This is a genomic window from Desulfosporosinus sp. Tol-M2 (assembly GCF_059735615.1).
The window spans coordinates 1-26,356 of the sequence record NZ_JCAIJG010000137.1 but is presented as its reverse complement, the minus strand read 5'-3'; the positions used below and the strand labels follow the sequence as shown (position 1 = coordinate 26,356).

The window sequence follows — 26,356 nt, the reverse complement described above, 5'->3', positions numbered from 1 at the left end:
CGTTCAGGAGGTAGTTTCTTAGCCCAGTCGCACACGTTCAGGAGGTAGTTTCTTAGCCCGTTCGCACACGTTCAGGAGGTAGTTTCTTAGCCCAGTCGCACACGTTCCGTCGCTATTCGCTTGTCGCTAAGGCTAAACCGCGTAACCTCCGGGCTTCTTTGAATGTAAACCAACGCGGTTTATAACGCCTTATCGCCTGCGCTCATTGACGCGACTCCTCTCTCCGTGCTCCCTAAGCTAAGAAACTTCCCCTAGCTTGTGTCCAATACAGAAGTTTGAAACGACGGATGATCCCGGGATACGATTTGCGTTTATTGGGCAGATGCGCTTTGCGTGTTTACAGGGCGTGCGTAAGGATATATTTTAAAGTCTTAGTAGGTGGAAAAAATAATGACTAAAAGAAGAGATAATACCCAGACGGCTAATCTTACATTGGGGGGGATTACCCTTGGGTTTTTGCTCAGTTATCCGTTTCATGCGAGTTTTGTCGGGGGGCTCCTCTCCAGTGGATGTAGCGCGGGCATGATCGGGGGGCTTGCCGATTGGTTTGCTGTGACAGCGCTTTTTCGACGTCCCCTGGGAATTCGACCGGGCAAAGTATTTCGCACTGAGATTATTCCACAAAACCGAGAACGAATTTTTGCGGCCTTGGCGGATATGGTACAGCATGAATTACTTTCACAGGACGCACTTCGACACAAATTATCCGCTTGGGATTTTTCAGGCGTGCTCATTCGGATCTTGGGCAAGGAGGAGGTTAAGCTTTCCGTTATCCCCTTACTGACCAATCTTGCGGGGGATATCGTTAGACATATGGAGCAAGGGGAGTTCACGCTGATTCTTCAGAGCTTACTTCAAGATAACTTGGGTAGCCTGAATCTCTCGCAAACTTTGGCCGAGGTCCTGGAATTTTCATTAGACCACGGAGATGTTGACCAGGTTTTGTCAGTTATTTGCCGGGCAACTAATGAATATGTGGAGCAGCCTGAGGTCAAGGCTGCCCTAATGAATATGATGGAAGCAGCCCTGATCAGGTATGGTGAAAATAATGCCACGCGTAAAATGGTCATAAAGTTTCTTCCTGCACCCTCTGTTCTGGCGCATGGTCTCCAGGAAAAGATCAAAAAGGCGCTCCGGGACGGTACAGTTGAACGGTGGTTAAAGGATTCTTTACTCCGCTTTGTATTGGAACTTAAGACAAAACCCTCGCTTCAGGAAAGCCTCAATCGGTTTTGCCTTAACATCCCGGCTTTCAGGGGGACAAGCACGGAAAAGGTGCGCTCGATAATTGAACACTTTATGGGGGATTTATGGAATAATTACGATGAGTACCTTGGAATATTAGAGTGCAATCGTTCTCTCAGGTTGAAAGTGGATGAAAGGGTCAAGCTTATCCTCGATAAACAGATTGGATTACGCCACAATGCCATTGGACATATGGTTCGTGAAGGTTTGGACCCTCTGACAGATGACAAGCTTGTTGAATTGATTGAGGACAAAGCGGGTAATGACCTGCAAATGATCCGGATTAACGGGTCGGTAGTAGGCGGTCTGACCGGAATGCTGATCTACGTCCTTAGGATGGTGTTAGCATGAAAACGAATTATCACAGAAGGGCAAATATTACCTTGGCCGCCGTTTTTCTCTTTTTCTTGAGTGCTGCAGTGTTAGAATACTTTAATCCAGGTAACTTCGGAATCAGACTGATGTTTTTTGTCTCGGAAGCGGCCTTAGTGGGCGGAATTGCTGATTGGTTTGCGGTAACAGCGATTTTCAAAAAGCCACTGGGTTGGGGCTATCATACTGCCTTGATTCCTCGAAATCGCGAAAAGGTGATCGAAGCTGTGGCGTCAATCGTGCAAACAGAGTTACTGAACATGACTTTAATTCGTAAGAAAATTGAGGGAATTCCTTTTATTGAAGGACTCCTTCTAAGCGTGGAGAAAGCAGGCGGCTCAATTTACCTAACTGACAAGGCTTTGGTCTACCTTCGGCGTTATGCGGAAAAACAGGAACCGGCCCAACTGGCGGAGAAACTAGCCACGTTTATCCGTTGCACAGCGAAGACCTGGAACCTGGCGCCAAGGGTGCAGGGTATAAGTGGGTGGGCGTTAAAACATGGCTATATCGATCTGGGAATGGATTGCTTAGCAGAAGGGCTCTGGGATAAAGCAGCTGATGAAGAAACACGTCAGACCATTCTCCGTTACCTTGAAGAAATTAAAGAAGAAAAAGTAAGCAATGGTGGGGCAATATTTCGCACTTTGATGGGGTTTGTAGAAATGTCAGATGGGTTAAACCTCGACGAAGCGGCCGATGCGCTGCAAGCGGAGCTGCTCCTAACCTTACGTAAATTTAGAGACCCGCTGGATTCTTTGCGTATAAGGCTTAAGGATATGCTTCTAAATAGGGTAGCAGAATTAGAGTTTGATACCCGGTTTTGCACTCAAGTCGAGCAATGGAAGGAGGACATATTGAACGATGGCATATTTAGCAGATTTTTGGAATTTGTCCTTGGGGAAGCACTGAAAGTCGCCTCATCTCCCTCTACTCCTTCGGAGCCGAATGCCTTGTATCGTACGATTCATCCTTACGTAGAGAAATACTGGGTTAGCGTTCAGCATAACCCGGAACTACGGGCAAGGATCAATGCGTTCCTTGCGGATACTCTTTGTCGGGTGATTCAGAATGAACATGACCTGATTGGCGGCATGGTCAGGGAGACCCTTGCTGCGCATACTGATCAGGATCTCAATCGATTTGTTGAGGAGAAGGCAGGTAACGACCTCCAATGGATCCGGATTAATGGGTCGATGATTGGTGGGGTTGTCGGGCTCCTCATGTTTTTATTCCTGGATTTTGTCTATGAACCCATCATTATACCTGTGATAATGAACTATATCCGATGAGATGCCAAGCCGAACACCGGATATCAATAGTGGTTAGTCTTATCAGATCCTTTGCCTTCTGAGCTGCACAATAAAAAATGTATTCAATGGAAATAAATGGAACATAAAATCTTTATAAGCGTATGATGTATAAACAAGAAAGGGGGATTCAAAATGGCACTCGGAGCTGGCGGACCTGGTGTAGTTGGATGCGGTGGAGTAGGAGCTGGTATCGCGATCGTTGTTGTAATAATTTTGCTTCTCATCGCATTGGGCATCGTATTCTAAACTCTTGGCATCTCACGTTCAATAACTTAACTTGAAGGAGGTAAAACAATATGTACGGATATGGTGGTGCCTGTTGTCGCCCCGTTGCTCCCGTAGGTACGTGTGTAGGCGTAGGGATTATTGCGATTGCGATTTTAATCTTAATTGCTTTGGGAGTTATCTTCTAAAAAATATGCCTAAAAATATGGTCGGAAAAGATGGGGCTCCTATTGGGGGGTCCCATTTTCCTTATGCTTTTTGACTGTTAAACATAGGGGCTGTGTGAAAACACAGTCCCCAAAAAATAAAGTGGTAAGAGTTTCTGAATTAACGCTTAATTTAATCGAGCCAGGAGAAGCTGGATTGCTATAGCCATTGTAAACAGGTAAAATGCCATTTCTGTGGCGATTAAAGCACGAGCAGTCAAATTTTCGGGCATGATGTCTCCTAAGTTACCAGTAGCAATACTGGTAATGCTTAAATATAAAAACGAAAAGAGTTGGGTCCAAAAGTTATCTCCTACATCCCCCTTAAAGCTGGAAGGAAAAAATCGGTAGAGGAGGAGATATTCTGCGTTGAAAAGTAAGATGACTGAGACAAGGACTCCCCCAATGGAATAGAGCAGGCGGTCGTGGGGGGCTTTGGAGCGTACTATAACATCAGTAACTGCGAAGGAAGCTGCGACTGAAGCGCCGATAGCATACCAAACGATAAAGAGTTTAAAAAGAGTCTCCCCGAAGCGGTCCGCTACATGATCGCTATCCGAGAAAAGGCTCAGGAAAAGCGCTCCGGTTGCTCCCAAAAGCGCGGGAGATAAGAACTCCCAATAGCCAAGTTTGAGTGTCGGGTTTAAGGGAAGGATCTGTTTGCAGGGAGGGGTACAATATTGGGAGTTTGAAAATGGGGGCGTATACTTTCGAATAATGCCTGGGTTTAAGGGATAAGTTCCATAATAGTCCACCTTTTAACGACCACCTTTCCGCGGATGTATAATACCAGTATATTCCATAGAACAAGTTAGGGTTATGAAATTTTGCGCGTCGTAGAAAGTTGAAATCGAAGAATACTTTGCAAGTTTGTTAATTAAATGATTTGACCTTAACTGACCTTTGTAATAAAATAAAGTTAATCGGTCAGAATATAATGGGTTAAATGCAGTACTAATTAATTAATTCAGATGAATAGGGGGAATAATAAATGGGTTATCTCGTCCCGATGGTTGTGGAACAAACAAGTCGTGGGGAGCGTTCCTACGATATATACTCTCGTCTTTTGAAAGACCGAATTATTTTCCTCGGCGGTGCAATTGATGATGATATGTCCAATCTAGTCGTGGCACAAATGCTCTTCCTCGAAGCAGAAGATCCTGAAAAAGATATCCATTTGTATATCAACAGTCCTGGTGGTTCGATCACAGCCGGAATGGCCATTTATGACACCATGCAGCACATACGCTCGGATGTTCATACGATTTGTGTCGGGATGGCAGCCAGTATGGGGGCCTTCCTCCTTGCCGCCGGCGCGAAAGGTAAGCGGGACGCGCTGCCGAATTCGGAAGTTTTAATTCATCAGCCATTAATCGGTGGGCATGGGCTCTCCGGACAAGCAACCGAGATTGAGATTCACGCTAGGCAACTGCTCCGCACCAAGGCTAAGCTAAACAAAATTCTTTCCGAGAAAACCGGGCAACCCATTGAGAAAATCGCGCAGGATACTGAACGAGACTACTATATGACAGCAGAAGAGGCAAAAGAATATGGTCTGGTTGATCAGGTTTTAGACAGATCAAAACAGATTAAGGAAACCAAGAAGTGAGAGGGAACACTTTAAGACAGGTATCTTTTATAAAACGAGGACAAATGTTCTCGTTTTATAAATTTGCATATTTTTTACAATTATACTAAAATTGAAATTAACAATTTTTAGATTGTGGTTTAATACAAAATAATTAGCGATTAAGCTTTCCATACAAATAGATCATTTAAGTGTTTAGAAGTAACTTAATTTAAGAGTATTTATATAAGGAGAGTTAATGAATGCGTAAAATTTGTAAAGCCGTAATCCCGGCAGCCGGGCTGGGAACTCGTTTTTTGCCGGCAACAAAGGCTCAGCCAAAAGAGATGCTGCCCATTGTGGATAAACCAACCATCCAATTTATTGTTGAAGAGGCTATTCAATCCGGAATCGAGGATATTATCATAGTTACAGGACGCAATAAGCGGGCTATCGAAGATCACTTTGACCGCTCGATGGAACTGGAAGCGTTTCTGGAGAAAAATGCAAAAGATGAACTTCTGGATTTGGTACAGGATATCGCCCAGATGGCGGATATATATTACGTCAGGCAAAAGGAAGCATTAGGTTTGGGGCATGCAATCTATAGTGCCCGAAAATTTATCGGAAATGAACCGTTTGCGGTCCTTTTAGGGGATGATGTCATTCATTCCGAAGTGCCAGTTTTGCGCCAAATGATGAATCAGTACGAGCGCCATGGGGCCAGTATCGTAGGGGTTCAGGAAGTTCCTCTCCAGGATACGTCCAAATATGGGATCGTGGATGGCGAAAAGTTTGCCGAAAGGCTTTATCGTGCCAGGAATATGGTTGAGAAACCCCGTCCGGAAGACGCTCCGGAAACTCATTTAGCCATAATGGGAAGATATATTTTAAATCCAGAGATATTTGATATTCTGAGTGCCCTTCCGCCGGGGAAGGGTGGGGAGATACAGCTCACGGATGGGATCAAGGAATTGGGTCAATCTCAGGAAATCCTTGCCTATGAGTTCGAAGGTCGGAGATATGACGTTGGAGACAAGTTGGGCTTTGTGGAAGCGACGATCGAATATGCCTTGCGCCGGGGAGATCTTACGGAAGCTCTCATGAATTACCTGCGGGTATTGGTTCGAAAAGCAGAAATTGAGAGATAGTGATCTGAATCTTATTTTGGAAATGCTGCATCATCTTCGCGAAATTTAGGGACGGACAGGATCCTTAGAGTATTTCTCGAAAACAGATGACGGAAAATGGTTTAAGCTTTACAGCAAAAACGACACTCTTTTCTCCTAATAAATGGTAAAATATCTACGTAATGTAAATAAAAGTTTAAGGAGGGAAGAGACCAATGAGATCAATAAGATCACTAATTCCTATGGACAAAAAGAGGGTTGTGACCTTAGCCGGGACGTTAGTTCTGGCCGGTGCTGTTGTTGCTGCCGGGGTTTATGGCCCGAGTGCCTGGAAGGTTTTTAGGCAACAAAGTGCCATCACCGATACCGATCAGGTAGTCATTCAATCCCCAGCCGTTGATTCGAATGGAGCCGCTGAGATCAACGGAGAAAATGGCATATCAAATGGTACGGCTCCATATGGGACACCTGGAACGGTGCAGTCGGCAGCTAATGCGGCTACTACAATTACGGTACCTTCACAAGGAGACACTGGTTCCAAAAGTAAATATAGGGAACCGAACAATAACCTAATAGACCCGGCGCCGTCTGTTGCTATGTACTTTGGTGAGAACGCCTTAAGCAATGATGCTAAATCATTAATTTTTGGTTCGGCGTGGAACATTCACCAATACGTAGACGGTTTTCTCTTTGGGCCGGCCGCGGGTCCGCAGATGAACGAGCAAGACATTAAGAAGTATATTGTGTTTCATAAAACACTCCTGGACAAGCAGTTTAACAATGAAGCGAATGCTCCCAAAGCCGTCACATTCACCAGTTACTTAGATGTGCTTTTGAACAGCGGAATCGACGCTTTTGACTCAAAAGATAAAACGCGGATTGAACAGTTCCACCAAGGAATTCATGATTTGGATACGCATATTATGCGTAATGATCTGAGTTCAAAAATCTACGGGGCGACGCCGTTTGCAACCAAACGGACATAATTCAGTTCATTAAGTAAGCTTTGACAGTAGGAAGGAAATGAACTTAAGACGAAGTATTATATGCGCTATTATTTACACACTGAATTGTTTCCCAGGTACACGATGGCTCTTGTCCTTATAAATTCTCAAAACGAAATTAGAGGAATGATTAAAAAGTTTATTGATTCATGGGTTTAGATAACTGAATAGGCAACTAAGTTAAGTGAATGTGTGACCTTGTAAGTATCAAGGTTGAAAAACGAATTTAGTTGTTGTGGTTTTCGTCTCGAAAAACTGAATATAAAGCGCAGGGCCTGCCCTACAGGGACAGGCCCTGCGCTTTATATAATACGGGTCAGAAAGTATTAACTGATGTGACCATTCCTGGTCATCGCCTCAAGGCCTGGCGCTAGACAAGTTTACTTGACGTATCAGACTCCCATGCCGCAGCGCGTTACCACTGATGAATGAAAATAGGTCATTTTCAGGTCAGAAAGTATAAGTTTAGAGTCACCCTTTACTTGCGAATTTGGTATTATAAAAGTATGAAAGAGAACATCTTAAGAGAAATTCTTTTTGATAAATCATGATTTCGGTGCAGGAACCCTCCATTTCTAGTCTAAAAGCAGGAATTCACCTCCGTTATATTGAATTATACAGTATAGGAGAGATATTCGGAGATATCTGGATTTAATTTACTTATATTGTGATTTAAGATGATTTTTGCATGTTTAGAAGATTAAGAGGAAATAAGAGCAGGTAATAGGGAGGCGAATCGCTATGGCACAAGATAATAACTCATTCGGTTTTTTAGAACCCCAATCAGATATTGGGGAAATAGAGTTGCAGGCATTAATAAAAGCTTTGGAACTGATTAACAGCTATTTGTGCATATTTGATTTTGACGGCAAGATACTGTTTATGAACCGGAAGATGAAATCCTGGCTGGGATTTACAGACAAGCAATCTTCTGCATTACAGATTGTGGATTTGCTGACCGAGCCTAACCATGATAAAAACCTGCGTAATATCCAAGAATATTTGGACCGGGATGCTTCAGAAAGAGAGCTATCTATACGTACCCCGGATGGAAGAGAAATGGTGGTTATGGCTAAGGCATCAAGGTTAAAACAAGGAGATAAAATAGTAGGCGGAATTCTTTTACTGGAAGATATAACCGAACGTATTCTTATTAAGAATGAGCTGCTAAACTCTAAGCATGAGTTGATGGATATTATTGAATCGTCGCCTGACGCAACCTTGGTAATCAATAGAGAGGGGAAGATATTGCATTGGAATCGCGCAATGGTGGAAATAACCGGCTATACTGCGGAATCAATGTTAGGTAAGGATAATTATGAACACGGATGGGTTTTATATAATGGTAATCGCCGACCCATGCTGATAGATTTGATAGTGAACCCCAGCCTAAATATCAGTCATATGTATACTCACCTTCGGAGGGAAGGAGATATACTGATATCGGATAACAATTTAGCCTATTTGAAGGGTGAGCAGAAGATCATGTGGGGCATGGCTGCTCCCATATATAACAGTCAGGGACAGGTAGTGGGAGCAATTGAAACAATACGTGACATAACTGAACGCAAGCGCGAGGAAGAGGAATTGCAAAGGAGTCACGACCAGTTGAAAGTCATATTAGAAAGCACTGTCCATGCTCTTGCTATCACCACTGAAAAACGGGATCAATATACTGCAGGACACCAGGAACGGGTAGCCAATTTGGCTTGTGCTATTGCTCAAGAAATAGGTGTTTCCGAAAACATAATCGAAAATATAAAAATTGCCGGGACCTTACATGATATCGGTAAATTATATGTACCAATGGATATTTTGAATCAGACCAGCCAACTAGGTGAAATCCAAAGGTTGCTGGTAATGACTCATTCGGCCGCGGGATATGATACTATCAAAGAAATTCCCTTTTCGGGGCCAATTGCGGAGATTGTTTTGCAACACCATGAAAGAATGGATGGAAGCGGATATCCAAAAGGTTTAAAAGGCCCGGACATATTAATCGAAGCCCGAATACTGGCAGTTGCGGATACATTTGAAGCCATGTCCTCACACCGACCTTATCGGCCGGCTCTTGGGATTGAAAAAGCTATGGACGAGATCCAAAAAAATGCCGGTAAATTATATGATGAAAGTATAGTTGCCGCTTGTGTCAGACTGATAAAAGAAAATCGATATCAACTTCAAAATAACCCTTTCGGGATTGGATAAGCTGTGAGGGAAGAGGGAAGAATGCAATCACAGGGGTAGGTTTGCCGAAGGAAACAGAAAAAACTGGTCTTAAGTATATCCACATAGGAAATATTTAGAGGTGATGAGAATGAATGAGCAGGCGCTAAGGGATTTCTTCCTGCAAATGGACCGTTCCTTTTTTAATACTGTTGATGTCTAAGATCTTCTGACGCTGGTTAAGCTAGTAATAAAACTGGTTAAAGGAGATTGTGTCTTTATGCGTAAAATGAATTTGTTATTTGGAGTTCTGGCTTTAGGTCTTGGTGTAATAGTGGGAACATTGGGTGTATCTTTACTCACGAATCCAAGCTCCCCGGGGTCTTTTATCTCCAAACTTCGTGGTCAAGACCACATTCAAACGGTTACCGGAGAGGTAAATGACACGACGCAAACCCCTCCGGTCCTTAACACGGAACAGGATAATCTTTCCGAAACTAACGCCGCCTTGGATAGCGCTAATCCGGATTCGATCTTAAATCAGGCGGAGCAACAAATCGTAGCAGACTATAAGCAGGATATCGGTATTTTCTTCGGGGCTTGGAAGTCGGCGGATATAGATACCTTTCGTCTCAAACTAGCCAAAGCCTATACGGGGGAACTAATAGAAAAACATGCCCGACGAGCGGAAAAATTCCTGGTTCAAGGCATAGGTTTAGATGTCACTCAAATAACCTTTGACCAGGTTGCCGTAGAAAGTGCAGACGCGAATACAGCCACACTCCGAGTGGATTACCGTTACAAGGCAAGGGATTATAGCCTGGCGGATAGGGCTTCCTTCGGGGAAGAGCATGAACAAATCGTGCAGGTCCGGGTTAATCTGTTGAAACAGAATTCGCGCTGGATGATTACAGGCGAAAACTCAATCCGGTAAGGTCAATCCTGTAATGATAAAAGGACTACCGTCGACAACGACAAGGTAGTCCTCTTTTTCTACAAAGAAGTTTTCTGCGCTCATTAGCTCAGGGAGAGCGGCTATGGTGATTAGGTTTCCCACTTCAGGAGCGAACGGGTTATTATAGGCGTGTTAAACAAATGATTCAAGAAAAGGGGTTTACAGTGGCTGATTTTTCCGATAAAGAGTATGAGAAGTATTTTTTGAAAGACATCATGCATATCGGCTGGAAAGGGTGGGTTTATGTCAATCAATCACTGGTTCAATTCCATGAAAAATAGCGTCGGGTTTCGACGTTGGAAATCCCCCTTACGTTGGTCAGGTAAAGCCTTTTATTATTATCTCATCCTTATGCTCCTTTTCTTTTTATACGTTGTCCAAAAGCAGCATACCCCGGCCCCATTTATTTATAATAATTTCTAGGACGTGATATTATGCTTCTCCAAACCATTGGCTCATTTTCTCTGGACGTTTATTTTAACACTCATATTCAAGAAAATAGAAATTCCCAAACGAGGTTTTTATAAGCTAAACACCAGGGTTTTTGCACTGTTATTAACTGAAGTTGCGGTCTATCGGAGGCCTCCACTATGTTAAACTGTTTTCTTTTAGCGAGGAGAGGGGTATTTAAATGTCCGAGAGACCGAGAAAAGGGCGAAAGTTGTAAAACCACAAAAACTATAGTAAAATGTAAAACTGTAATATAGAGAAGAGATTGGAGATAAAGTTGCTTTCCTCTGAGAAAGGATAGGTCTTTATGTTATTTCGCAAACGAACGTGGCTGTTAATGCTGATTGATGCTATGTTGATCAACCTGGCAGCTTTCGGCAGTTTTTATTTGCGCTTTGTTGGAGATATTAAGTTAGAGGATTATCAAATCTATAATCACACAGCTATTGCGGCGACTATTATATATATCGCAGTATTTTATATCTTTGGATTATATAATCGGCTTTGGCAGTATGCAAGTACGGGGGAGTTACTTTCCATTGTTTACGCAGTAACCGTCGGAACGGGCGGAACGGCGGCAGCGGTTTATCTATATGGCGTTGCTACGGCTGCCAAACTTCCTTTTAGGATTCCGAACTCTGCTTCTGTGTTGTTATGGTTCTCTATGGTCCTTTTAATCGGGGGTTCGCGTTTTATTTGGCGGATCTTACAAGATAGTAGATATGACCGCCATGTTCCTGGCTCGCAAAAGCAAGTACTTATTGTGGGGGCAGGCGATGCAGGCGTCTTAGCAGCTCGAGAACTGAAAAATCGTAATTACCGGGATGGACGCCCGATCGGGTTTATTGATGATGACCGCTCAAAGGTCAAATTGAAGGTACTCGGAATTCCGGTGTTGGGTACTCGTAAGGATATTGTCCGTGCAGTAAAAGATCATAATGTAGATGAAGTTATTATTGCCATGCCTTCCGCCTCAGGTGAGTCTATTCGCGAAATCGTGCAAATCTGTGAAAAGTCTGGGGTCGACATTAAGATTATGCCCGGTGTTTATGACATCATTAGCGGGGATATTAATATTAATCCGATTAGACAGGTTCAAGTGGAAGATTTACTGGGTCGAGATCCTGTTTCAGTTGATTTAGAAGAAGTTGCGGGCTATGTTTCTGGAGAGACGGTGATTATCACTGGTGCCGGCGGTTCAATTGGCTCTGAAATTTGCCGTCAGATTGCCAGGTTTAATCCAGGGAAACTTGTCTTACTTGGACATGGGGAAAACAGCATTTTTGAGATCGAACAGGAGTTACGTGCCGAACACCCAGGAATCGACTATATAACGGAAATATTGGATATTAAAGACCGACAGAAAGTGGACTTAATTTTTGAAAAATATAAGCCAGGCGTCGTCTTCCACGCTGCAGCGCATAAACATGTCCCCTTAATGGAACGAAATCCTGAAGAAGCCCTGAAAAATAATGTAATTGGTTCACAAAATCTGGCGGAAGCAGCCGACAAAGCAAGAGTAAAAACCTTCGTCTCGATCTCCACAGATAAGGCGGTTAACCCAACCAGCGTTATGGGAGCAAGCAAACGAATCGTCGAAATGTTGATTCAAAGCCTGGACCGTCATTCACAAACCAGGTTTGTAGCAGTTCGGTTCGGAAATGTTTTAGGAAGCAACGGAAGCGTCATCCCAACGTTCAAGAGACAGATAGCCAAAGGAGGTCCGGTAACGGTTACCCATCCTGATATGGTGCGCTATTTTATGACGATCCCGGAGGCCGCCCAATTAGTCATTCAGGCAGGGGCCATGGCTAAGGGCGGAGAAATCTTTATTTTGGATATGGGAAAGCCGGTCAAGATTGTGGATCTGGCCAAAGACTTAATTCGGCTTTCGGGTTTCGAACCCGATGTTGATATCAAGACCCAATTCACAGGGATTCGGCCGGGCGAAAAGCTTTTTGAGGAATTATTAACGGCCGAAGAAGGAATCACTTCAACCAAACACAGCCGAATTTTTGTAGCGAAACCGAACGGGATTGACGTTAAACTCCTTGAAGAGCTAACCCATATTATTCGGGAGCGTGGCAGTTATTTAACGCGAAATGAAGTTATTGAATTATTACAGACAGTCATTCCTACCTTTCGTAAGCAGGCAGTAAAAGCAGTAGCCAATCAATAAGGAGGAAAATCAGGAATATGATGACCGCTAAGAACGTCATTACGAGCGAAGATGTAGTCGCAGTTGCCCTTAAAGAAAAAATCCTCAAGCACGAAGCGCTAATTGGGGTTATCGGTTTAGGGTATGTGGGACTCCCTTTAGCTGTAGAAAAAGGTAAGGTCGGATTCCCCGTGATTGGTTTTGACATTAATGCTGAACGTGTCGGACGCGTGAACGCAGCGGACAACTATATTGGGGATGTTTTGGATGAAGATCTCCAAAATGTGGTGCGCAATGGCCTATTGGTTGCTACTGTGGATTTTTCCCGACTGGCCGAATGTGACGTAGTGATTATATGTGTTCCCACCCCCTTAACCATTACCCGTGATCCGGATATTTCTTACATCCGGGCATCTACAGAAAGAATTGTACACTATCTCCGCCCAGGGCAGTTAATCACCTTGGAAAGTACGACTTATCCCGGGACCACGGAGGAAGTTATTCTTCCCTTATTGGAAAAGACGGGACTTAAGGTAGGTAAGGACTTCTTCCTCGCTTTCTCCCCAGAACGCGTCGATCCGGGCAACAAACGCTTTAGCACGAAAAATACCTCTAAAGTGGTTGGGGGGATGACCCCGGTTTGCTTAGAGATTGCATATGCCCTGTATGTCCAGACGATTATCAATGTAGTTCCGGTATCCTCTCCGGCCGCAGCGGAGCTGACCAAAGTCTTTGAAAACACCTACCGGGCTGTAAATATTGCTATGGTCAATGAGTTAATGATGCTCTGTGACCGAATGGGGATTGATATTTGGGAAGTTGTGGAAGCCGCCGGAACAAAACCGTTTGGCATCCAAACCTTTTATCCAGGACCTGGCGTAGGGGGTCATTGTATTCCCATCGATCCGTTCTACCTTACCTGGAAAGCGCGGGAGTACGATTTCCATACCCGTTTCATAGAACTTGCCGGAGAAATGAACGTAGAAGTTTCATATTATGTCGTCAATAAAGTAGTTCGTGCTCTGAACAACGAAAATAAGAGTTTGAAGGATGCTAAAATCTTCATCCTGGGTGTAGCTTATAAAAAAGATATTGATGATATGCGCGAATCACCAGCCTTGAAGATTATGGAGCTGTTGCGTAAACAGGGAGCGAATATTACGTATCATGACCCATTTATTCCGGTCATTGAGCCACACGGTGGCAGTACTCGCCACCTGGAGAGCATGCCTATAACAGATGAGGTGCTCGCAACAGCTGACAGTGTATTAATCCTTACAGACCATAGTAACGTTGATTATGAGCGTGTAGTTGCCAAAGCCCGGCTCGTAGTGGATACTCGTAATGCCACAAAAAATGTCCTGGAAAATCGAGAGAAGATTGTTAAAATTTAAAGTGAAACGACCTGGGTATTTGAATTTATGGATTGATCTTCAAGTATCCGGGTTTAAGGGGAATCGGCAGATTCCCCTTAAACTTATGCCATACCGGTCAGAAAGTATAACTGACAGTTATACTTTCCGGAAGGTCCCTTCGCGTCATTCGGCATCCCGCCATCCATGGCGATGCTCAAATCTTGAACGTCCTGTTCGAGTCCTGGCTACAGGGATACTTGACCATCCCCGGTCATCGCCTGAAGGCTTGGCGTTAGCCAAGTTTTCTATAAATAAGAGAGAAAAGAGTTGTCGAGTGAAGATGAACGAAGAAAAAAAGATTCGGTTTGCGATCATTGGGTGTGGGAGAATTGCCCCGAAACATGCGGAGTCGATTCTGGCGCTTCCTGAAGCGGAACTGGTCGCAGTATGCGATATTATACCGGAGTTGGCTCAAGCCTTTGCCGATAAATATCGAGCAGAGCCCTATACCGATTATTCAGAGATGTTAAAGAGAGATGACCTCGATGTCGTCACTATTGCAACTTCGAGTGACTTACATGCTGAGATTGGAATTGCAGCGGCGGAAGCAGGCAAGCATGTTTTGGTAGAAAAGCCAATGGCCATGACCTTAAAAACTGCTGATGAGATGATTGCGGCTTGCCATAACGCAGGCGTTAAATTAGGCGTCATACACCAGAACCGTTTTAACGACTCGATAAAACTCCTGCGCACGGCCTTAGAAGACGGCCGCTTTGGCAAATTAACTCATGGACAGGCAACAGTCCGTTGGAATCGAAATGATAATTATTATACTCAAGCACCTTGGCGCGGGACTAAGCTCAAGGACGGCGGGGTACTTATGAATCAATCCATTCATAACATTGACCTTTTACAATGGACCTTTGGTCCAGTGGAATCTGTTTTTGGATATACAGCGACCTTTATGCGCAAAATTGAAATGGAAGATATGGGTGCAGCCGTTATCAAGTTCAAAAGCGGGGCCATCGGACTTATCGAAGCAGCCTCAACCATCTATCCAAAAAACATTGAAGAGACCCTAAATGTCTTCGGTGAAACGGGATCAGTTATTGTCGGAGGAATAGCCGTTAACCGAATTGAAGTCTGGGAATTACCGAACAGTGAGGAAGAGAAAAAAGAGATCTTCGCCGGTCAGGCAGGGGATCCGCCGAACGTATACGGCTATGGACACAGGGAACTAATTATGGATCTCATCCATGCTATTCGGGAAGACAGGGAACCGGCTATTCCAGGAGAAGAAGGACGTAAAGCATTGGAGATTATCTTAGCGATTTACAAGTGCCAGGAGACGAAGGAGCCTGTTGTATTTCCGCTAGTTGAGTAAGGAGAGTTGCGATACAGCCACTCCGTCCATACGCTCGCAGACCAAACTAAGGCCAACCTACTGGATTTGAGCGGGCTAGGTTCTGCCAAATTCGACCTCCGTGTCTCAGTTGACCTGGAAACAGGACTTTATAATAAATTTATTAATTCTTCGGTAGTTAAACCAGCTCGGTCTATGATGCTTTTTAAAGTTTTAGGTCTTAGAATTTTATTAGTATGTACTGGTACTGTAACTAGAGCACCGCCTCCAGATGGTTCTAAGTAGTGGTGGCTCCCTTCAATGTAAACTAAAATAAACCCGGCTCGTCTTAAAGCAGCCACCATGTCCTTGCCGGATATTCTTGGTTGTCGAGGCGTCATACACTGATCACCAGTTCTTGTTTTTCCAAAGGCAAGAACTCTCCTTGAGGTAATGGACGGCCCTGAATCTCTAATGCTCTTAGATAACCCTTAATTACTTCTTTAGCATTAGTTAATGCTTCTTCAATAGTATCTCCTTCAGTAACACATCCAGGTAAGGCCGGGACTGTCACAGTGAAACCGCCGTCTTCCTCATCAAAATCAAGAATAATTCTAAATCTAACACCCATTTGTGAATCCCTCCATTATTATCTAATATTATGTTTTGCTTATTGTATCCAATAGCTAAAGATCATTTACCTTTATAGTATAACATGAACAGTAATTCTGGAGGAACCATATATTCAGACATTGAAGTCAGTGACGATTAGGTCCAAAAGCCTAATGATGGAGTGGTTATATCATGGCTCTCCCCATATCTCTTGAAAGGAGAAAGTTAATGACTTATAATCTAATCGCCTCCACTGCAACCGTACCTACCAGCGTAACCATCGGACCGTTTTGCGTGATCGGCGAAAATGTTATGCTCGGGGAAAATGTCGTCTTGGGAGTGGGGTGTGTTCTTGGCGACGGATCCAGGGTTGGGGCCGGAAGCGTGCTGGGCAATCATGTCAGTATCGGGGCCGGGGGACGTTTAGGCGCTCGGACCCGCATAGGGGATCATACCACGATTTACCCGCAAGTTGAGCTTGGAGAAGACGGCTTTATCGGGAGCAACTCTTCGATTGGTCGTTTGCCTAAGGCTGCAGCTACGAGTACGGTTAAAGCACAAGCAGATTTGCCCCCTCTTCGGATGGGAAATGGGTTCACGATTGGGTGCTCTGCCGTCCTCTATGCAGGGACGAGCTATGCCGACGCAGCCTTTGTGGGAGACGGAGCTGTAGTACGGGAAAGATGCTCGATTGGGCAGAACGTAGTCATCGGCAGCGGAGTAGCGGTAGAAAATGATACTAAAATTGGTTCGTTCACTAAGATCCAGACGGGCTCGTATATCACGGCCTATATGGAGATCGGCGAACGAGTGTTTATTGCTCCCATGGTTACAACCACAAATGACAATTTTATGGGACGTACAGAAAAACGTTTCAAATTAATCAAGGGTCCGACCATTCAGAGAGGAGCTCGTATTGGCGGAGGGGTGATCCTTTTGCCTGGCGTAAAAGTCGCACCAGAGACCTTTGTCGCAGCAGGAGCCTTGGTTACGAAAGACACTACGGAAAAACGTGTCCAAAAAGGTTTCCCAGCCCAAGACCTTCGAGAAGTACCGGAGGAAGAACTCCTTCCTTAAGGACAGGGTTAAGTTGAACAGTTCGAAAGCTTTCGCGTGAGCGCATTTACGTCAAAGACGGAAACAGCTCCCCGGAGCGCCTAGAGCGCAGTTCCAAATCCCCGTTCTACCTAAGCTGGAGGAAGTTTCTTAGCTTAGGGAGCAGCATGGGATTCTCGGTCACGCCAAATACCCTGTCGACNNCTAAGAAGCTTCCTCCGAACGTGTGCGACCGCGCTAAGAAACTGATTCAAGAAAGGAAGATTCCCTATGCGTATCCCACTACTTGATCTTCAGGCTCAATATCTAACGATCAAAGAAGACATCAATCAAGCAATCCAAAAGGTACTGGATTCCTCAGTATATATTCTGGGCCCGGAAATGAAGACTTTAGAGAAGGAAATTGCGGCTTTCTGCGGGACGAAGGAGGCTGTAGCGGTAGCCAACGGTACCGATGCTTTAGTACTTACACTAAAGGCTTATGGCATAGGTCCGGGGGATGAAGTCATTACTACCCCGTTTACGTTTTTCGCATCGGCGGAGACCGTTGCGCAAGTTGGAGCGACGCCCGTGTTTGTGGATATTGACCCGGTGACGTTGAACATGGACCTCAACCAATTGGAGGATAAAGTTACTGCTCGAACAAAGGCGATAATTCCGGTACATATTTTTGGCCAAATGCTGGATGTTGAGCGTGTCATGGAAATTGCTGCCCGACATGCTCTGATAGTTATTGAAGATGCGGCACAAGCCATCGGGGCGGAATACCGGGGGCGTAAAGCCGGATCCATAGGGAACGCCGGGACGTTTAGTTTTTTCCCGACAAAGAACCTGGGGTCCTACGGGGATGCGGGAATGATCGTCACTAATGACGAACATCTTGCAGGGCAGCTTCGCATGCTGCGTTTCCACGGTTGCCGTATTAAATACTATCATGAAGAAATCGGTTACAATAGCCGCATGGATGAAATACAGGCGGCTATCCTGAGAGTAAAATTACAACACCTGGAGCGTTGGAATCAAGGCCGCCGCGAAAAAGCTGCCTATTATGATCGACATTTGCCCCAAGCTGTGACTTTACCCGGTCGAGACCCGAACGCCAGGCCCATTTATCATCTTTACGTCATTCGCACTGACGAAAGAAAGGCCCTGATAGACCGTTTGGCGGAGGGCGGGGTGGCCAGCGCTATTTATTATCCGGTTCCCCTGCACTTACAGCGAGCTTTTAAAGACTTAGGTTATAAAGCGGGCGATTTCCCGGCAGCGGAAAAGGCCTGCGAACAGGCCTTAGCAATACCCTGTTATCCTGAATTAACAATCGAACAGCAAGAGTGGATCGTAAAGTTGGTTAATAAAGGAGAATGATTACGATGAGCAGCCCAAAACGCAGGTCAGAGTTTTTAGCCTATGGAGTCCCTTTGATCGAAGAAGATGATATTGCGGCAGTTGTGGATAGCTTGAGATCAAACTGGATAACGAAGGGCCCTAAAACACAGGAGTTTGAAAAACGTTTTGCCGAGTACGTTGACGCAAAGTACGCTGTGGCAGTGAATTCCTGTACCGCAGGGCTTCACTTGGCGTTAGTAGCTGCTGGGATCGGAAAGGGGGATGAGGTTATCACCACTGCGATGACCTTTGCATCCTCCGCGAACGTGATCGTTCACGTTGGCGCCAAACCGGTTTTTATCGACATCAATCCAGTGACGATGAATATCGATGTGAACAAAATTCGCGAGAAGATTACTCCCCGAACGAAAGGGATTATCCCCGTGCACATCGCCGGTCATCCGGTACAATTAGACGAAATTATGGCTATCGCCGACGAACATCATCTGTTTGTTTTAGAGGATGCAGCCCATGCGGTTTACACGCAATACAAAGGTAAAATGATCGGCTCTCTCGGTGATGCCACCGCATTTTCCTTCTATGCGACCAAGAATCTGGCCACCGGCGAAGGGGGCATGGTCACCACAAATGATCAAGCATTGGCGGACAAAGTTCGGATCATGAGCGCTCACGGGATGAGCAGAAACGCCTGGAATCGTTATACCGCCGCAGGTTCATGGTATTACGAAGTTCTTTACCCGGGCTATAAAGACAATATGACCGATATCCAAGCGGCACTTGGCTTGACACAGCTTGGGAAACTGGAACGAATGCAGGGTATTCGCAATAAGATTGCAGCCCGCTATAACGAGGAATTTGGGAAAATGCCGGAAATTGAAATACCGGTTGAGCTTGAATATGCTCGTCATGCTTGGCATTTGTATATTATTAAGTTGAATTTGGATAAATTAACAATAGATCGCGCTCAATTTATTGAAGAGCTCAAAGAGGAAAATATCGGTACGAGTGTTCACTTTATACCCGTCCCTATGCATCCTTATTATAAGGAAACCTATGGATATAAACAGGGCGACTTTCCAAAGGCGGAAGTAATTTATAAACGGATTATTTCTTTGCCGCTTTATCCAAAAATGAGTGCACAGGATACGGAAGACGTCATTAATGCTGTCCAACGTGTTGTTGAGAGGACGCGAAAATAGGGGGATTTAGCTCCGGTGGATAATCACGGATTAAACTATTCCAGGTGGCAGCTTGGAGCAAAACGTTTGTTGGATATTTTAGCTGCCGGCATATTAATAATCATTATTTCTCCGGTTTGGCTTTTGATTGTGCTTTGGATTCGGAGAGATTCACCCGGCCCTGCTATTTTCAAACAGACGCGAGTGGGTTTAGGGGGTCAGCCGTATACGATATATAAGTTTCGCACGATGGTGCAAAATGCCGAACAAATCACGAAAACGAAGCTGGAGAACGTCAAGGATCTGGATAACTTTGTCTTTCAGGAAAAAGGTGACTCCCGCATTACGCGGAGCGGGCGCTTTCTGCGCAAAACGAGTCTTGATGAACTGCCGCAGTTAATCAATGTTTTAATCGGGAATATGAGCCTGGTGGGTCCGCGGCCGGAGATTCCGGAAATCGTCAAACATTATACTTTAAAACAGTATAAGAGGTTAAATATGCCCCCCGGTATTACCGGACTCGCGCAGGTTAACGGACGGGGCGACCTGACACTTGGAGAAACCATGGATTACGATCTGCAGTATGTGCGTGATTGGAGTCTCTGGCGGGATATTGAGATCCTATGGGAAACTGTGGTTGTCGTTTTTACAGGAAAAGGAGCTTACTAGCGGTAAACTCTTGGCTCCTGACGTCTTTTTTCTTTCGCGGGCAAACCCCATTGGATTTGCACCTTTTTAATTGAAGGGAGCTCTTTACGATAAGGGCAGGAAATTGTAAAGGCTTGTCGAATAAAAATTAATATATATGAATAAAAGCGATTGCAATTGCAAAATATTAGGTAAATAAATAATAGTTGTAAATTTGCTTGCCCGTACCTGTAATTGTTATTGAAGGAGAAAAGTTATGAAACAGGAGTTTTCACTTATCGAGTATTGGCGTGTGATGCGCCGCCGTTGGCCTTTGGTGATCGTCTTACCGGTATTGGCCATAATACTCAGCGCAGCGTATTACGCCTTTCTGTTTCCCCCGATGCCCTACGAGGCAAAAGCAACTGTTCAAGTCGGGAAAAAGATTGGCGACCAAAACGGACAAGGTCTGTATTATTTGGGACAAGCCAATCAGCAGCTCTCTCTCACTTACCAGAATATTGCGAAAAGCCGTTCCGTGATAGAAAAAGTATCGGCAGCACTGCCCGATCAGCCAAATCCCGATGAACTTATGCAAAAATTAACCGTAAGCACGATTAAAGGAACAGAATTACTCCAGATTTCGATTAAGGACCAGGACCCGAAACGGGCGGCCCAACTTGCCAATCTAACGGTAACTGCCTTTACGCAGCGTTTAGTGGAAATGGAAAATGCTGAGGTACTTCAGGTTGTGGATCATGCTGTTGAGCCGAAAGCGCGTGTTTATGTCAACAAAACTAACAATATAGTACTTGTAGGATTACTCGGCCTCCTGGCAGCGACTCTTTTGGCTTTCCTGCTTGAGTTTGCCGGAAAGGCCGGGACTAACAAGTGAACTCGGGGTCCCACTCCCTCTTGAGGAAGCGGGAGATTTACGGTTGGATAACCTACTTGCCAGGGAAACTGGGTGTTGTGTAATGCCATTTATGATGGATCTGAAAAACAGATTGCCCAAAGGCGGTTTTCTCCATAATGTCTTGACCCTGATGACGGGTACAGCGATAGCGCAGGCTATCCCCATCCTGATTTCGCCCATTCTAACCCGGCTGTATACCCCTGAGGATTTTGGCTTGCTGGCATTATACATCTCGGTTGTTTCTTTGATTTCGGTGATTGTTACTGCCCGCTATGAAATAGCCATCATGTTGCCCAAGCAAGATGAAGATGCGGCAAATCTCGGCGCCTTGTCTTTGAGCATTGCCGTCATTATCAGCGCACTGACAGTGCTCATTGTTTTGTTTTTCAATGTTCCAATCGCCGGTTTATTGCGCAAGCCCGAAATTGCCCAATGGCTATACCTCGTTCCGCTCGCTGTTTTGGCTGTCGGCATATACCAAATTATTAACTATTGGTCGACGCGTCGCAATCTTTATCGTCGTCTCGCCGCAGCCAGGGTCACCCAGTCTGTTGCCAATGGCAGTGTTAATCTGGGACTGGGTTTTGCCCACATGGGTGTCAGCGGTCTCATTTTGGGACACTTAGCCGGGCAAGTTCTCTCCGCCGGAGTTCTCGTCCGTCAGGCTTGGCCGGATGTGCAAAAATATCGCTCCGTGGTTCGCTGGGATCGGATGCACCGGAATGCGCAGGTATATCAGGATTTCCCAAAAGTCAATTCACTGCAAGCCTTTGTGGACATTTTACAGTCGAGCGGCGTCGTATTTCTTATCTCCTCATTTTTCGGAAGCGTGGTTTTGGGTTTTTATTCGTTTACGCTGCGTATTCTCCAGGCCCCGCTGGGGCTTTTGGGGGCTTCCGTTTCCCAGGTCTTTTATCAGAAAGCATCGGAAGTCTACAAAAACAGCGGGGATCTTCAAGGGTTAGTTAAGAAGACAATCCTCAGCCTCGCGGCGATGGCTTTGCCTGTTTTTTTAATCCTGGCCCTTTTTGCTCCGCCCATTTTTGGATTTATCTTTGGTGAGGAGTGGTGGGAAGCAGGGACCTACGCCCAAATCCTGGTGCCCTGGCTTTTTCTCAACTTTATTGTCTCGCCCATTTCCCAAGTTCCCATAATTGTTGGTGAACAAAAGAAGAATTTTCTGTTTGCTTTAGTGGGAAATTCCCTGATTATACTTTCGGTTATTTACGGTGGAATTATTGCGCATAATATCAAAATGGGCTTTTATATCCTGTCAGGCTCGATTTCAGTTTATTATCTGGTTGTCATCCTGTGGATATTTAAGATCTCGAAGAAGAAAGCGGGAATATAGTGCATCGTTTATGGACGAAAATTACAAACCGAATACGCTATACGCTGAATACTTGCTTTCAACCCCAGATGATCTATGGCTATACCTCTCCGAATGGGGTAAAGCTGCCGAACACCCGGGTCAGTAATACCAGCGTGCTGGAAAATGCGAGATATTTGGAACTGGAAGATAATGTGTTCATCGGACATTATAATTTTATTGAAGCCAGCCATCATATCCGGATTCGGGAAGGCTGTCAGATTACCAATTATATCAGCATCCTGACCCATTCCAGCCACCAGTCTATACGACTATACGGCAGGGAGTATCGGAATTTCTCGGATTTAATAGGCTATGTCACAGGCTCCGTGGAGATTGGAGCCTATTCCTTTGTCGGACCCCATTGCATTATCATGCCGGGGACGAAGATCGGCAAAGGGAGCCTTGTTGCTGCATATAGTTATGTCTCCGGGGAGTTTACGGACTTTTCTGTGATTGCCGGAAACCCTGCCCGGGTTGTCGGCGACACTCGTGTCTCGGATGCGGTAATGCTTCAAAAGTATCCGGAATTGAAGGAGTACTATACGGCTTGGGCAAAGGGGGGCACTGTATGAGTCATTTTGCAGTACGCCTGGAACAAGTCAAGCGCTTTAATCTTTTGAAGTTCCTGGCATACAGTTTTTTAGTAAGCATTTTTTTATTACCGGGTATCACTTTTTCCGGGAGCTTACCGGAAGTTCGTCCGGAAGACTTCGTGGTCTACGGTATGCTCTTGACCCTTCTCTTGATGCCGTCCAAGACAATTGCTTGGAATTCCGGTATTCAAAAGTATATGCTCTTTCTCCTGCTGTTTACGATCTGGATGATGATCACTCAACTGGGAAACGGTCGCCTATACCATATGAGCGACTACTTTGAATATTATAAAATGTTCAAATTCGGGGTAGTGCTCTTAACTTTTTATTTAATTTACAAGCAGAAGATTTTCTCACAAACGGATATTCTCAGGACGATTCGCGTTATTTTCTGTCTGGTATTTGCCTTAAACATGCTGCATTATTTTAACATTCTCAGCTACAACCCTATCGTCATGCCTTTTTATGCGAACGAACTTCAACTATCTCATTTTGGGGTAAACAGTCTCGGGGAAGCGGATGTCAAACGCATGCTGGGGGTGCTGGGTAACCCAAACAATAATTCGATAATGATGGGCTTTTTCAGTATTTATTTCATTGCTCATTCCACAAAGGAGTCGCCGGAATATAAGCAAAATTACATCCTGGCCGGCTTGGCGATACTTATGCTCCTCATGAGCGGCTCAAAAACAGGGGTACTATCGTTAGTGTCTGTATTTGCAGTCTATTGGCTCTTGTCCAGAATGAGCATCAAACAACTGTTGGCCGTGCTGGGGATTGGGGCGGCATCCGTCGTCTTGATCAATGTCTTTCAATTTACTTATATTTCTTCCCTTTGGACAATAGACTGGTCGGCCAATGAATCGTGGACCGGACGGCTTAAAGTGTGGCAGGACCTGGTGGGTATGATCCAAAAATCTCCCTGGATCGGTTATGGACCGAACAAGGAATATTTCTACATTAATGCCCTCTATTCTGAGAACGAGTACGTTCTTATGGCCTGGCGCTATGGCATAGTGGGGCTGTTATCTTACTTGCTCTGGATTTTGATCCCCTTTGTCTCTGCCTTCAGACAGAACGGGAAACGTTATGCCCAAAGTGTGATCCTGTTTTCGACCATGCTCTTAGTCAGTGCCATTACGAATAACCCGCTGTCTGAACCGCGCATCCTGGTTCTTTATGCCATGTTGTGCGGCCTTATGTTTGCAAATAGTAAGGCGGAGCAGGAGTTTGAGACTGGGCCCAAGCTTAAGACTGTACCTGAGCAGGGGCTTAAGTCTGAGCCGGAGTTTTCACTTAAACAAGTGAGTCGCCTATGAGTAAGCTGTTGTTAGTAGGGCCTTCCTCAATACATCTTTGGCGCTATTACCAGATGGTTAAACCCGGGTTAGATGATATTGCGGTAATTACCGATGCTGATCCCGGGACTACCTTGCCGGATGGGTACAAGATTACCGTCTTACCGCTCTCCCTGCGTCATCCGGTTGACTTTTTTCGAAGTATTCACACCATCCGTAAGCTTATCAGTACCTATCAACCGGACATTATCCATTGCCACATGGCCGGTACTGCCGCTCTGGCTGTGAACTTCGCGAATCGTGGCTCCAAGATTCCAATGGTGCTGACCACCTGGGGAAGTGACATTCTGATTGCCCCATTTCAAAACTCGTTACTACGCAAGATGGTTACATATAATCTTGACAAGGCCCGGATCCTCACCTCGGATTCCCGGTATATGGCGGGTATTATGCGAGAGCTGGTTCCCGGGAAACGCCTCGAAATTCGGATCGCCAACTTTGGCATCGGCGTAATGCCGGACCCTTCTGTAGCCAAGGAAAACCTGATCTACTCTAACCGACTCCATGAATCGTTCTACCGTATAGATGCGATCCTCCGGGCATTTCAATACTTTAGGGAAAGTGTCCAAGAGACCTGGACGCTGGTTGTTGCCGGAACCGGCAGTCAAACGGAGTCCCTGAAAGAGCTCGTCAAGGCTTTGAACCTTGAGGACAACGTCCACTTTGTAGGCTGGCTCTCGCCTCAAGAAAATGAGGCTTATTACAATCGAGCGAAACTATATGTTTCGATTCCCGAAAGTGATGCCACGTCGATTAGTCTCCTGGAGAGCATGGCCTGCGGGTGTCTTCCCGTTGTCTCAAACCTCCCGGCCAACAGAGAATGGGTGGAAGCCGGAAGGAATGGGGTCCTTGTCGATGACGTAACAACCTCTTTCCTGCAGGCAGCCCTGAAATTGGACGCTTCTTTAGTACAAGAACACAACCGGAAACTAATCGACCGTTTGGCAACAGTAAAAGCCAACCGCGATATTTTCTTAAAGATTTATCAGGAACTGATTTGAGTCCGAACCAAATTAATCCAAGTGTACATGTTCAGCTAAAGCTGGACTTCGAGACCTCGGTGGGGGACTCTACTCCTATCGAAGCAGAAGGTGGAGGGTGACTGAGTGAAAGTATTAACGATTATCGGGGCCCGGCCTCAATTTGTCAAAGCAGCAGTGGTATCCCGCGCTATTGCCAGGCACAACGAAAACCACGGAGAATCTCAGATCCGGGAAGTGCTGGTCCATACCGGTCAGCATTATGATGCGAACATGTCGGATATCTTTTTTGAGGAGATGAAAATCCCTTCACCCGATTACCATTTGGGAATTGGCGGAGGCACACACGGCGCAATGACGGGTCAAATGCTGGAAAAGATTGAAGCGGTCATACTACAGGAGAAACCGGATGCGGTCTTGGTTTACGGGGACACGAACTCGACCTTAGCCGGTGCCTTGGCCGCGGTTAAGCTCCATATTCCCGTTGCCCACGTCGAAGCAGGGCTCCGTTCTTTTAATATGCGGATGCCGGAAGAAATCAATCGCATCCTCACCGACCGTATTTCTACGGTATTATTTTGTCCAACTGAGACGGCTATTCGGAATCTCGAGCGGGAAGGGTTTCGCGTTACGATGGCGAGTGCGGCGACGATGGCGGTGAAAGGCGAAGCGGGAGTGTGTAAAACGGGTGAAGAAAAATCCGACCCCATGGTGTTAAACGTAGGAGATGTGATGTATGATGCAGCCCTCTTCTATCAAAAGATTGCCAAGCCCTCTCCGGAAACTGCAACTTTGCTGGCAAGGTTAGCCGGCGGCTTTTATCTCGCGA

24 protein-coding genes and 1 pseudogene are annotated in these 26,356 nt (G+C 45.3%); 22 read left to right on the top strand and 3 right to left on the bottom strand.

Going from position 1 to position 26,356, the window contains the following annotated elements; all coding sequences use genetic code 11:
- Window positions 1–390: 390 nt before the first annotated feature.
- Both AC6I5A_RS11105 and AC6I5A_RS11100 read left to right on the top strand, forming a co-directional pair.
- Window positions 391–1,596: a DUF445 domain-containing protein gene (locus AC6I5A_RS11105; RefSeq protein WP_034615728.1), complete on the top strand. Its 1,206-nt coding sequence runs from the start codon at window positions 391–393 to the stop codon at window positions 1,594–1,596.
- Window positions 1,593–2,909, top strand: a complete 1,317-nt coding sequence (locus AC6I5A_RS11100; RefSeq protein ID WP_034615726.1) for a DUF445 domain-containing protein — start codon at window positions 1,593–1,595, stop codon at window positions 2,907–2,909. The genes AC6I5A_RS11105 and AC6I5A_RS11100 overlap by 4 nt, the downstream gene beginning before the upstream one ends.
- A 580-nt stretch (window positions 2,910–3,489) precedes the next feature.
- On the opposite strand, the gene AC6I5A_RS11095 is transcribed toward AC6I5A_RS11100, so the two are convergent.
- Window positions 3,490–4,116, bottom strand: a complete 627-nt coding sequence (locus AC6I5A_RS11095) for a hypothetical protein (RefSeq protein WP_052168037.1) — start codon at window positions 4,114–4,116, stop codon at window positions 3,490–3,492.
- Between the two features lie 236 nt (window positions 4,117–4,352).
- Between AC6I5A_RS11095 and clpP the strand changes: the two genes are divergently transcribed.
- From clpP to AC6I5A_RS11045, 10 genes and pseudogenes are all read left to right on the top strand, one after another.
- Window positions 4,353–4,970: an ATP-dependent Clp endopeptidase proteolytic subunit ClpP gene (clpP, locus tag AC6I5A_RS11090; protein ID WP_034615720.1), complete on the top strand. Its 618-nt coding sequence runs from the start codon at window positions 4,353–4,355 to the stop codon at window positions 4,968–4,970.
- 221 nt (window positions 4,971–5,191) lie between these two features.
- Window positions 5,192–6,079 carry a UTP--glucose-1-phosphate uridylyltransferase GalU gene (gene galU, locus AC6I5A_RS11085; RefSeq protein WP_034615717.1) on the top strand — a complete coding sequence of 296 codons (888 nt, stop codon included), beginning with the start codon at window positions 5,192–5,194 and terminating at the stop codon, window positions 6,077–6,079.
- Between the two features lie 194 nt (window positions 6,080–6,273).
- A complete protein-coding gene (locus tag AC6I5A_RS11080) occupies window positions 6,274–7,044 on the top strand; it encodes a hypothetical protein (RefSeq protein ID WP_497900680.1) in 771 nt (256 codons plus the stop codon).
- Between the two features lie 759 nt (window positions 7,045–7,803).
- Entirely contained in the window at window positions 7,804–9,270 is a 1,467-nt protein-coding gene (locus AC6I5A_RS11075) for an HD domain-containing phosphohydrolase (RefSeq protein WP_052168036.1), read from the top strand.
- Between the two features lie 238 nt (window positions 9,271–9,508).
- Window positions 9,509–10,162 carry a hypothetical protein gene (locus AC6I5A_RS11070; RefSeq protein WP_034615714.1) on the top strand — a complete coding sequence of 218 codons (654 nt, stop codon included), beginning with the start codon at window positions 9,509–9,511 and terminating at the stop codon, window positions 10,160–10,162.
- Window positions 10,163–10,287: 125 nt separating this feature from the next.
- A pseudogene (locus AC6I5A_RS11065) lies at window positions 10,288–10,464 on the top strand (D-alanyl-lipoteichoic acid biosynthesis protein DltD); the annotation flags it as partial.
- The gene (gene dltX, locus AC6I5A_RS11060; RefSeq protein WP_497900679.1) at window positions 10,427–10,606 is read left to right on the top strand and encodes a teichoic acid D-Ala incorporation-associated protein DltX; all 180 of its coding nucleotides are present in this window, start codon (window positions 10,427–10,429) and stop codon (window positions 10,604–10,606) included. The pseudogene AC6I5A_RS11065 and the gene dltX, both read left to right, overlap by 38 nt.
- A gap of 334 nt (window positions 10,607–10,940) precedes the next feature.
- Window positions 10,941–12,812, top strand: coding sequence for a polysaccharide biosynthesis protein (locus AC6I5A_RS11055; RefSeq protein WP_034615711.1), 1,872 nt, complete (start codon window positions 10,941–10,943; stop codon window positions 12,810–12,812).
- 17 nt (window positions 12,813–12,829) lie between these two features.
- Window positions 12,830–14,185: a nucleotide sugar dehydrogenase gene (locus AC6I5A_RS11050; RefSeq protein WP_034615708.1), complete on the top strand. Its 1,356-nt coding sequence runs from the start codon at window positions 12,830–12,832 to the stop codon at window positions 14,183–14,185.
- Between the two features lie 301 nt (window positions 14,186–14,486).
- Window positions 14,487–15,530, top strand: coding sequence for a Gfo/Idh/MocA family protein (locus AC6I5A_RS11045; protein ID WP_034615736.1), 1,044 nt, complete (start codon window positions 14,487–14,489; stop codon window positions 15,528–15,530).
- Window positions 15,531–15,658: 128 nt separating this feature from the next.
- Here the strand turns inward: AC6I5A_RS11045 and AC6I5A_RS11040 are convergent, their stop codons facing one another.
- Together AC6I5A_RS11040 and AC6I5A_RS11035 are read right to left on the bottom strand one after the other, a co-directional pair.
- Window positions 15,659–15,853 carry a type II toxin-antitoxin system HicA family toxin gene (locus AC6I5A_RS11040; protein WP_497900681.1) on the bottom strand — a complete coding sequence of 65 codons (195 nt, stop codon included), beginning with the start codon at window positions 15,851–15,853 and terminating at the stop codon, window positions 15,659–15,661.
- Between the two features lie 32 nt (window positions 15,854–15,885).
- Window positions 15,886–16,119: a type II toxin-antitoxin system HicB family antitoxin gene (locus tag AC6I5A_RS11035; RefSeq protein ID WP_034615705.1), complete on the bottom strand. Its 234-nt coding sequence runs from the start codon at window positions 16,117–16,119 to the stop codon at window positions 15,886–15,888.
- Between the two features lie 209 nt (window positions 16,120–16,328).
- Here AC6I5A_RS11035 and AC6I5A_RS11030 point away from each other — a divergent pair, with 209 nt between their 5' ends.
- The 10 genes from AC6I5A_RS11030 to AC6I5A_RS10985 form a co-directional block, all read left to right on the top strand.
- Complete coding sequence (locus AC6I5A_RS11030) at window positions 16,329–17,177, top strand: N-acetyltransferase (RefSeq protein WP_034615702.1); 849 nt, start codon at window positions 16,329–16,331, stop codon at window positions 17,175–17,177.
- A gap of 249 nt (window positions 17,178–17,426) precedes the next feature.
- Window positions 17,427–18,521, top strand: a complete 1,095-nt coding sequence (locus tag AC6I5A_RS11025) for a DegT/DnrJ/EryC1/StrS family aminotransferase (RefSeq protein ID WP_034615699.1) — start codon at window positions 17,427–17,429, stop codon at window positions 18,519–18,521.
- A 5-nt stretch (window positions 18,522–18,526) separates the two neighbouring features.
- Window positions 18,527–19,702, top strand: a complete 1,176-nt coding sequence (locus AC6I5A_RS11020) for a DegT/DnrJ/EryC1/StrS family aminotransferase (RefSeq protein WP_034615696.1) — start codon at window positions 18,527–18,529, stop codon at window positions 19,700–19,702.
- A 15-nt stretch (window positions 19,703–19,717) separates the two neighbouring features.
- Window positions 19,718–20,350 carry an exopolysaccharide biosynthesis polyprenyl glycosylphosphotransferase gene (locus tag AC6I5A_RS11015; RefSeq protein WP_052168035.1) on the top strand — a complete coding sequence of 211 codons (633 nt, stop codon included), beginning with the start codon at window positions 19,718–19,720 and terminating at the stop codon, window positions 20,348–20,350.
- Window positions 20,351–20,585: 235 nt separating this feature from the next.
- Window positions 20,586–21,203: a YveK family protein gene (locus tag AC6I5A_RS11010; protein WP_034615693.1), complete on the top strand. Its 618-nt coding sequence runs from the start codon at window positions 20,586–20,588 to the stop codon at window positions 21,201–21,203.
- 43 nt (window positions 21,204–21,246) lie between these two features.
- Entirely contained in the window at window positions 21,247–22,575 is a 1,329-nt protein-coding gene (locus AC6I5A_RS11005) for a lipopolysaccharide biosynthesis protein (RefSeq protein ID WP_034615690.1), read from the top strand.
- Window positions 22,575–23,168, top strand: coding sequence for an acyltransferase (locus tag AC6I5A_RS11000; RefSeq protein ID WP_497900678.1), 594 nt, complete (start codon window positions 22,575–22,577; stop codon window positions 23,166–23,168). The genes AC6I5A_RS11005 and AC6I5A_RS11000 overlap by 1 nt, the downstream gene beginning before the upstream one ends.
- Window positions 23,165–24,508, top strand: a complete 1,344-nt coding sequence (locus AC6I5A_RS10995) for an O-antigen ligase family protein (RefSeq protein ID WP_034615688.1) — start codon at window positions 23,165–23,167, stop codon at window positions 24,506–24,508. Before AC6I5A_RS11000 ends, AC6I5A_RS10995 begins: the two co-directional genes overlap by 4 nt.
- On the top strand, window positions 24,505–25,548 hold the full coding sequence (locus tag AC6I5A_RS10990; RefSeq protein WP_052168034.1) for a glycosyltransferase: 1,044 nt from the start codon (window positions 24,505–24,507) through the stop codon (window positions 25,546–25,548). Before AC6I5A_RS10995 ends, AC6I5A_RS10990 begins: the two co-directional genes overlap by 4 nt.
- Window positions 25,549–25,653: 105 nt before the next feature.
- Window positions 25,654–26,356 (top strand): UDP-N-acetyl glucosamine 2-epimerase (locus AC6I5A_RS10985; RefSeq protein ID WP_497900677.1); only part of this gene is annotated, 703 nt, incomplete at its 3' end.

Coding starts and splice junctions, on each gene's coding strand:
- AC6I5A_RS11105 (WP_034615728.1), top strand. CDS start 391: ATGACTAAAAGAAGAGATAATACCCAGACGGCTAATCTTACATTGGGG.
- AC6I5A_RS11100 (WP_034615726.1), top strand. CDS start 1,593: ATGAAAACGAATTATCACAGAAGGGCAAATATTACCTTGGCCGCCGTT.
- clpP (WP_034615720.1), top strand. CDS start 4,353: ATGGGTTATCTCGTCCCGATGGTTGTGGAACAAACAAGTCGTGGGGAG.
- galU (WP_034615717.1), top strand. CDS start 5,192: ATGCGTAAAATTTGTAAAGCCGTAATCCCGGCAGCCGGGCTGGGAACT.
- AC6I5A_RS11080 (WP_497900680.1), top strand. CDS start 6,274: ATGAGATCAATAAGATCACTAATTCCTATGGACAAAAAGAGGGTTGTG.
- AC6I5A_RS11075 (WP_052168036.1), top strand. CDS start 7,804: ATGGCACAAGATAATAACTCATTCGGTTTTTTAGAACCCCAATCAGAT.
- AC6I5A_RS11070 (WP_034615714.1), top strand. CDS start 9,509: ATGCGTAAAATGAATTTGTTATTTGGAGTTCTGGCTTTAGGTCTTGGT.
- dltX (WP_497900679.1), top strand. CDS start 10,427: ATGTCAATCAATCACTGGTTCAATTCCATGAAAAATAGCGTCGGGTTT.
- AC6I5A_RS11055 (WP_034615711.1), top strand. CDS start 10,941: ATGTTATTTCGCAAACGAACGTGGCTGTTAATGCTGATTGATGCTATG.
- AC6I5A_RS11050 (WP_034615708.1), top strand. CDS start 12,830: ATGATGACCGCTAAGAACGTCATTACGAGCGAAGATGTAGTCGCAGTT.
- AC6I5A_RS11045 (WP_034615736.1), top strand. CDS start 14,487: ATGAACGAAGAAAAAAAGATTCGGTTTGCGATCATTGGGTGTGGGAGA.
- AC6I5A_RS11040 (WP_497900681.1), bottom strand. CDS start 15,853: ATGGTGGCTGCTTTAAGACGAGCCGGGTTTATTTTAGTTTACATTGAA.
- AC6I5A_RS11035 (WP_034615705.1), bottom strand. CDS start 16,119: ATGGGTGTTAGATTTAGAATTATTCTTGATTTTGATGAGGAAGACGGC.
- AC6I5A_RS11030 (WP_034615702.1), top strand. CDS start 16,329: ATGACTTATAATCTAATCGCCTCCACTGCAACCGTACCTACCAGCGTA.
- AC6I5A_RS11025 (WP_034615699.1), top strand. CDS start 17,427: ATGCGTATCCCACTACTTGATCTTCAGGCTCAATATCTAACGATCAAA.
- AC6I5A_RS11020 (WP_034615696.1), top strand. CDS start 18,527: ATGAGCAGCCCAAAACGCAGGTCAGAGTTTTTAGCCTATGGAGTCCCT.
- AC6I5A_RS11010 (WP_034615693.1), top strand. CDS start 20,586: ATGAAACAGGAGTTTTCACTTATCGAGTATTGGCGTGTGATGCGCCGC.
- AC6I5A_RS10995 (WP_034615688.1), top strand. CDS start 23,165: ATGAGTCATTTTGCAGTACGCCTGGAACAAGTCAAGCGCTTTAATCTT.
- AC6I5A_RS10990 (WP_052168034.1), top strand. CDS start 24,505: ATGAGTAAGCTGTTGTTAGTAGGGCCTTCCTCAATACATCTTTGGCGC.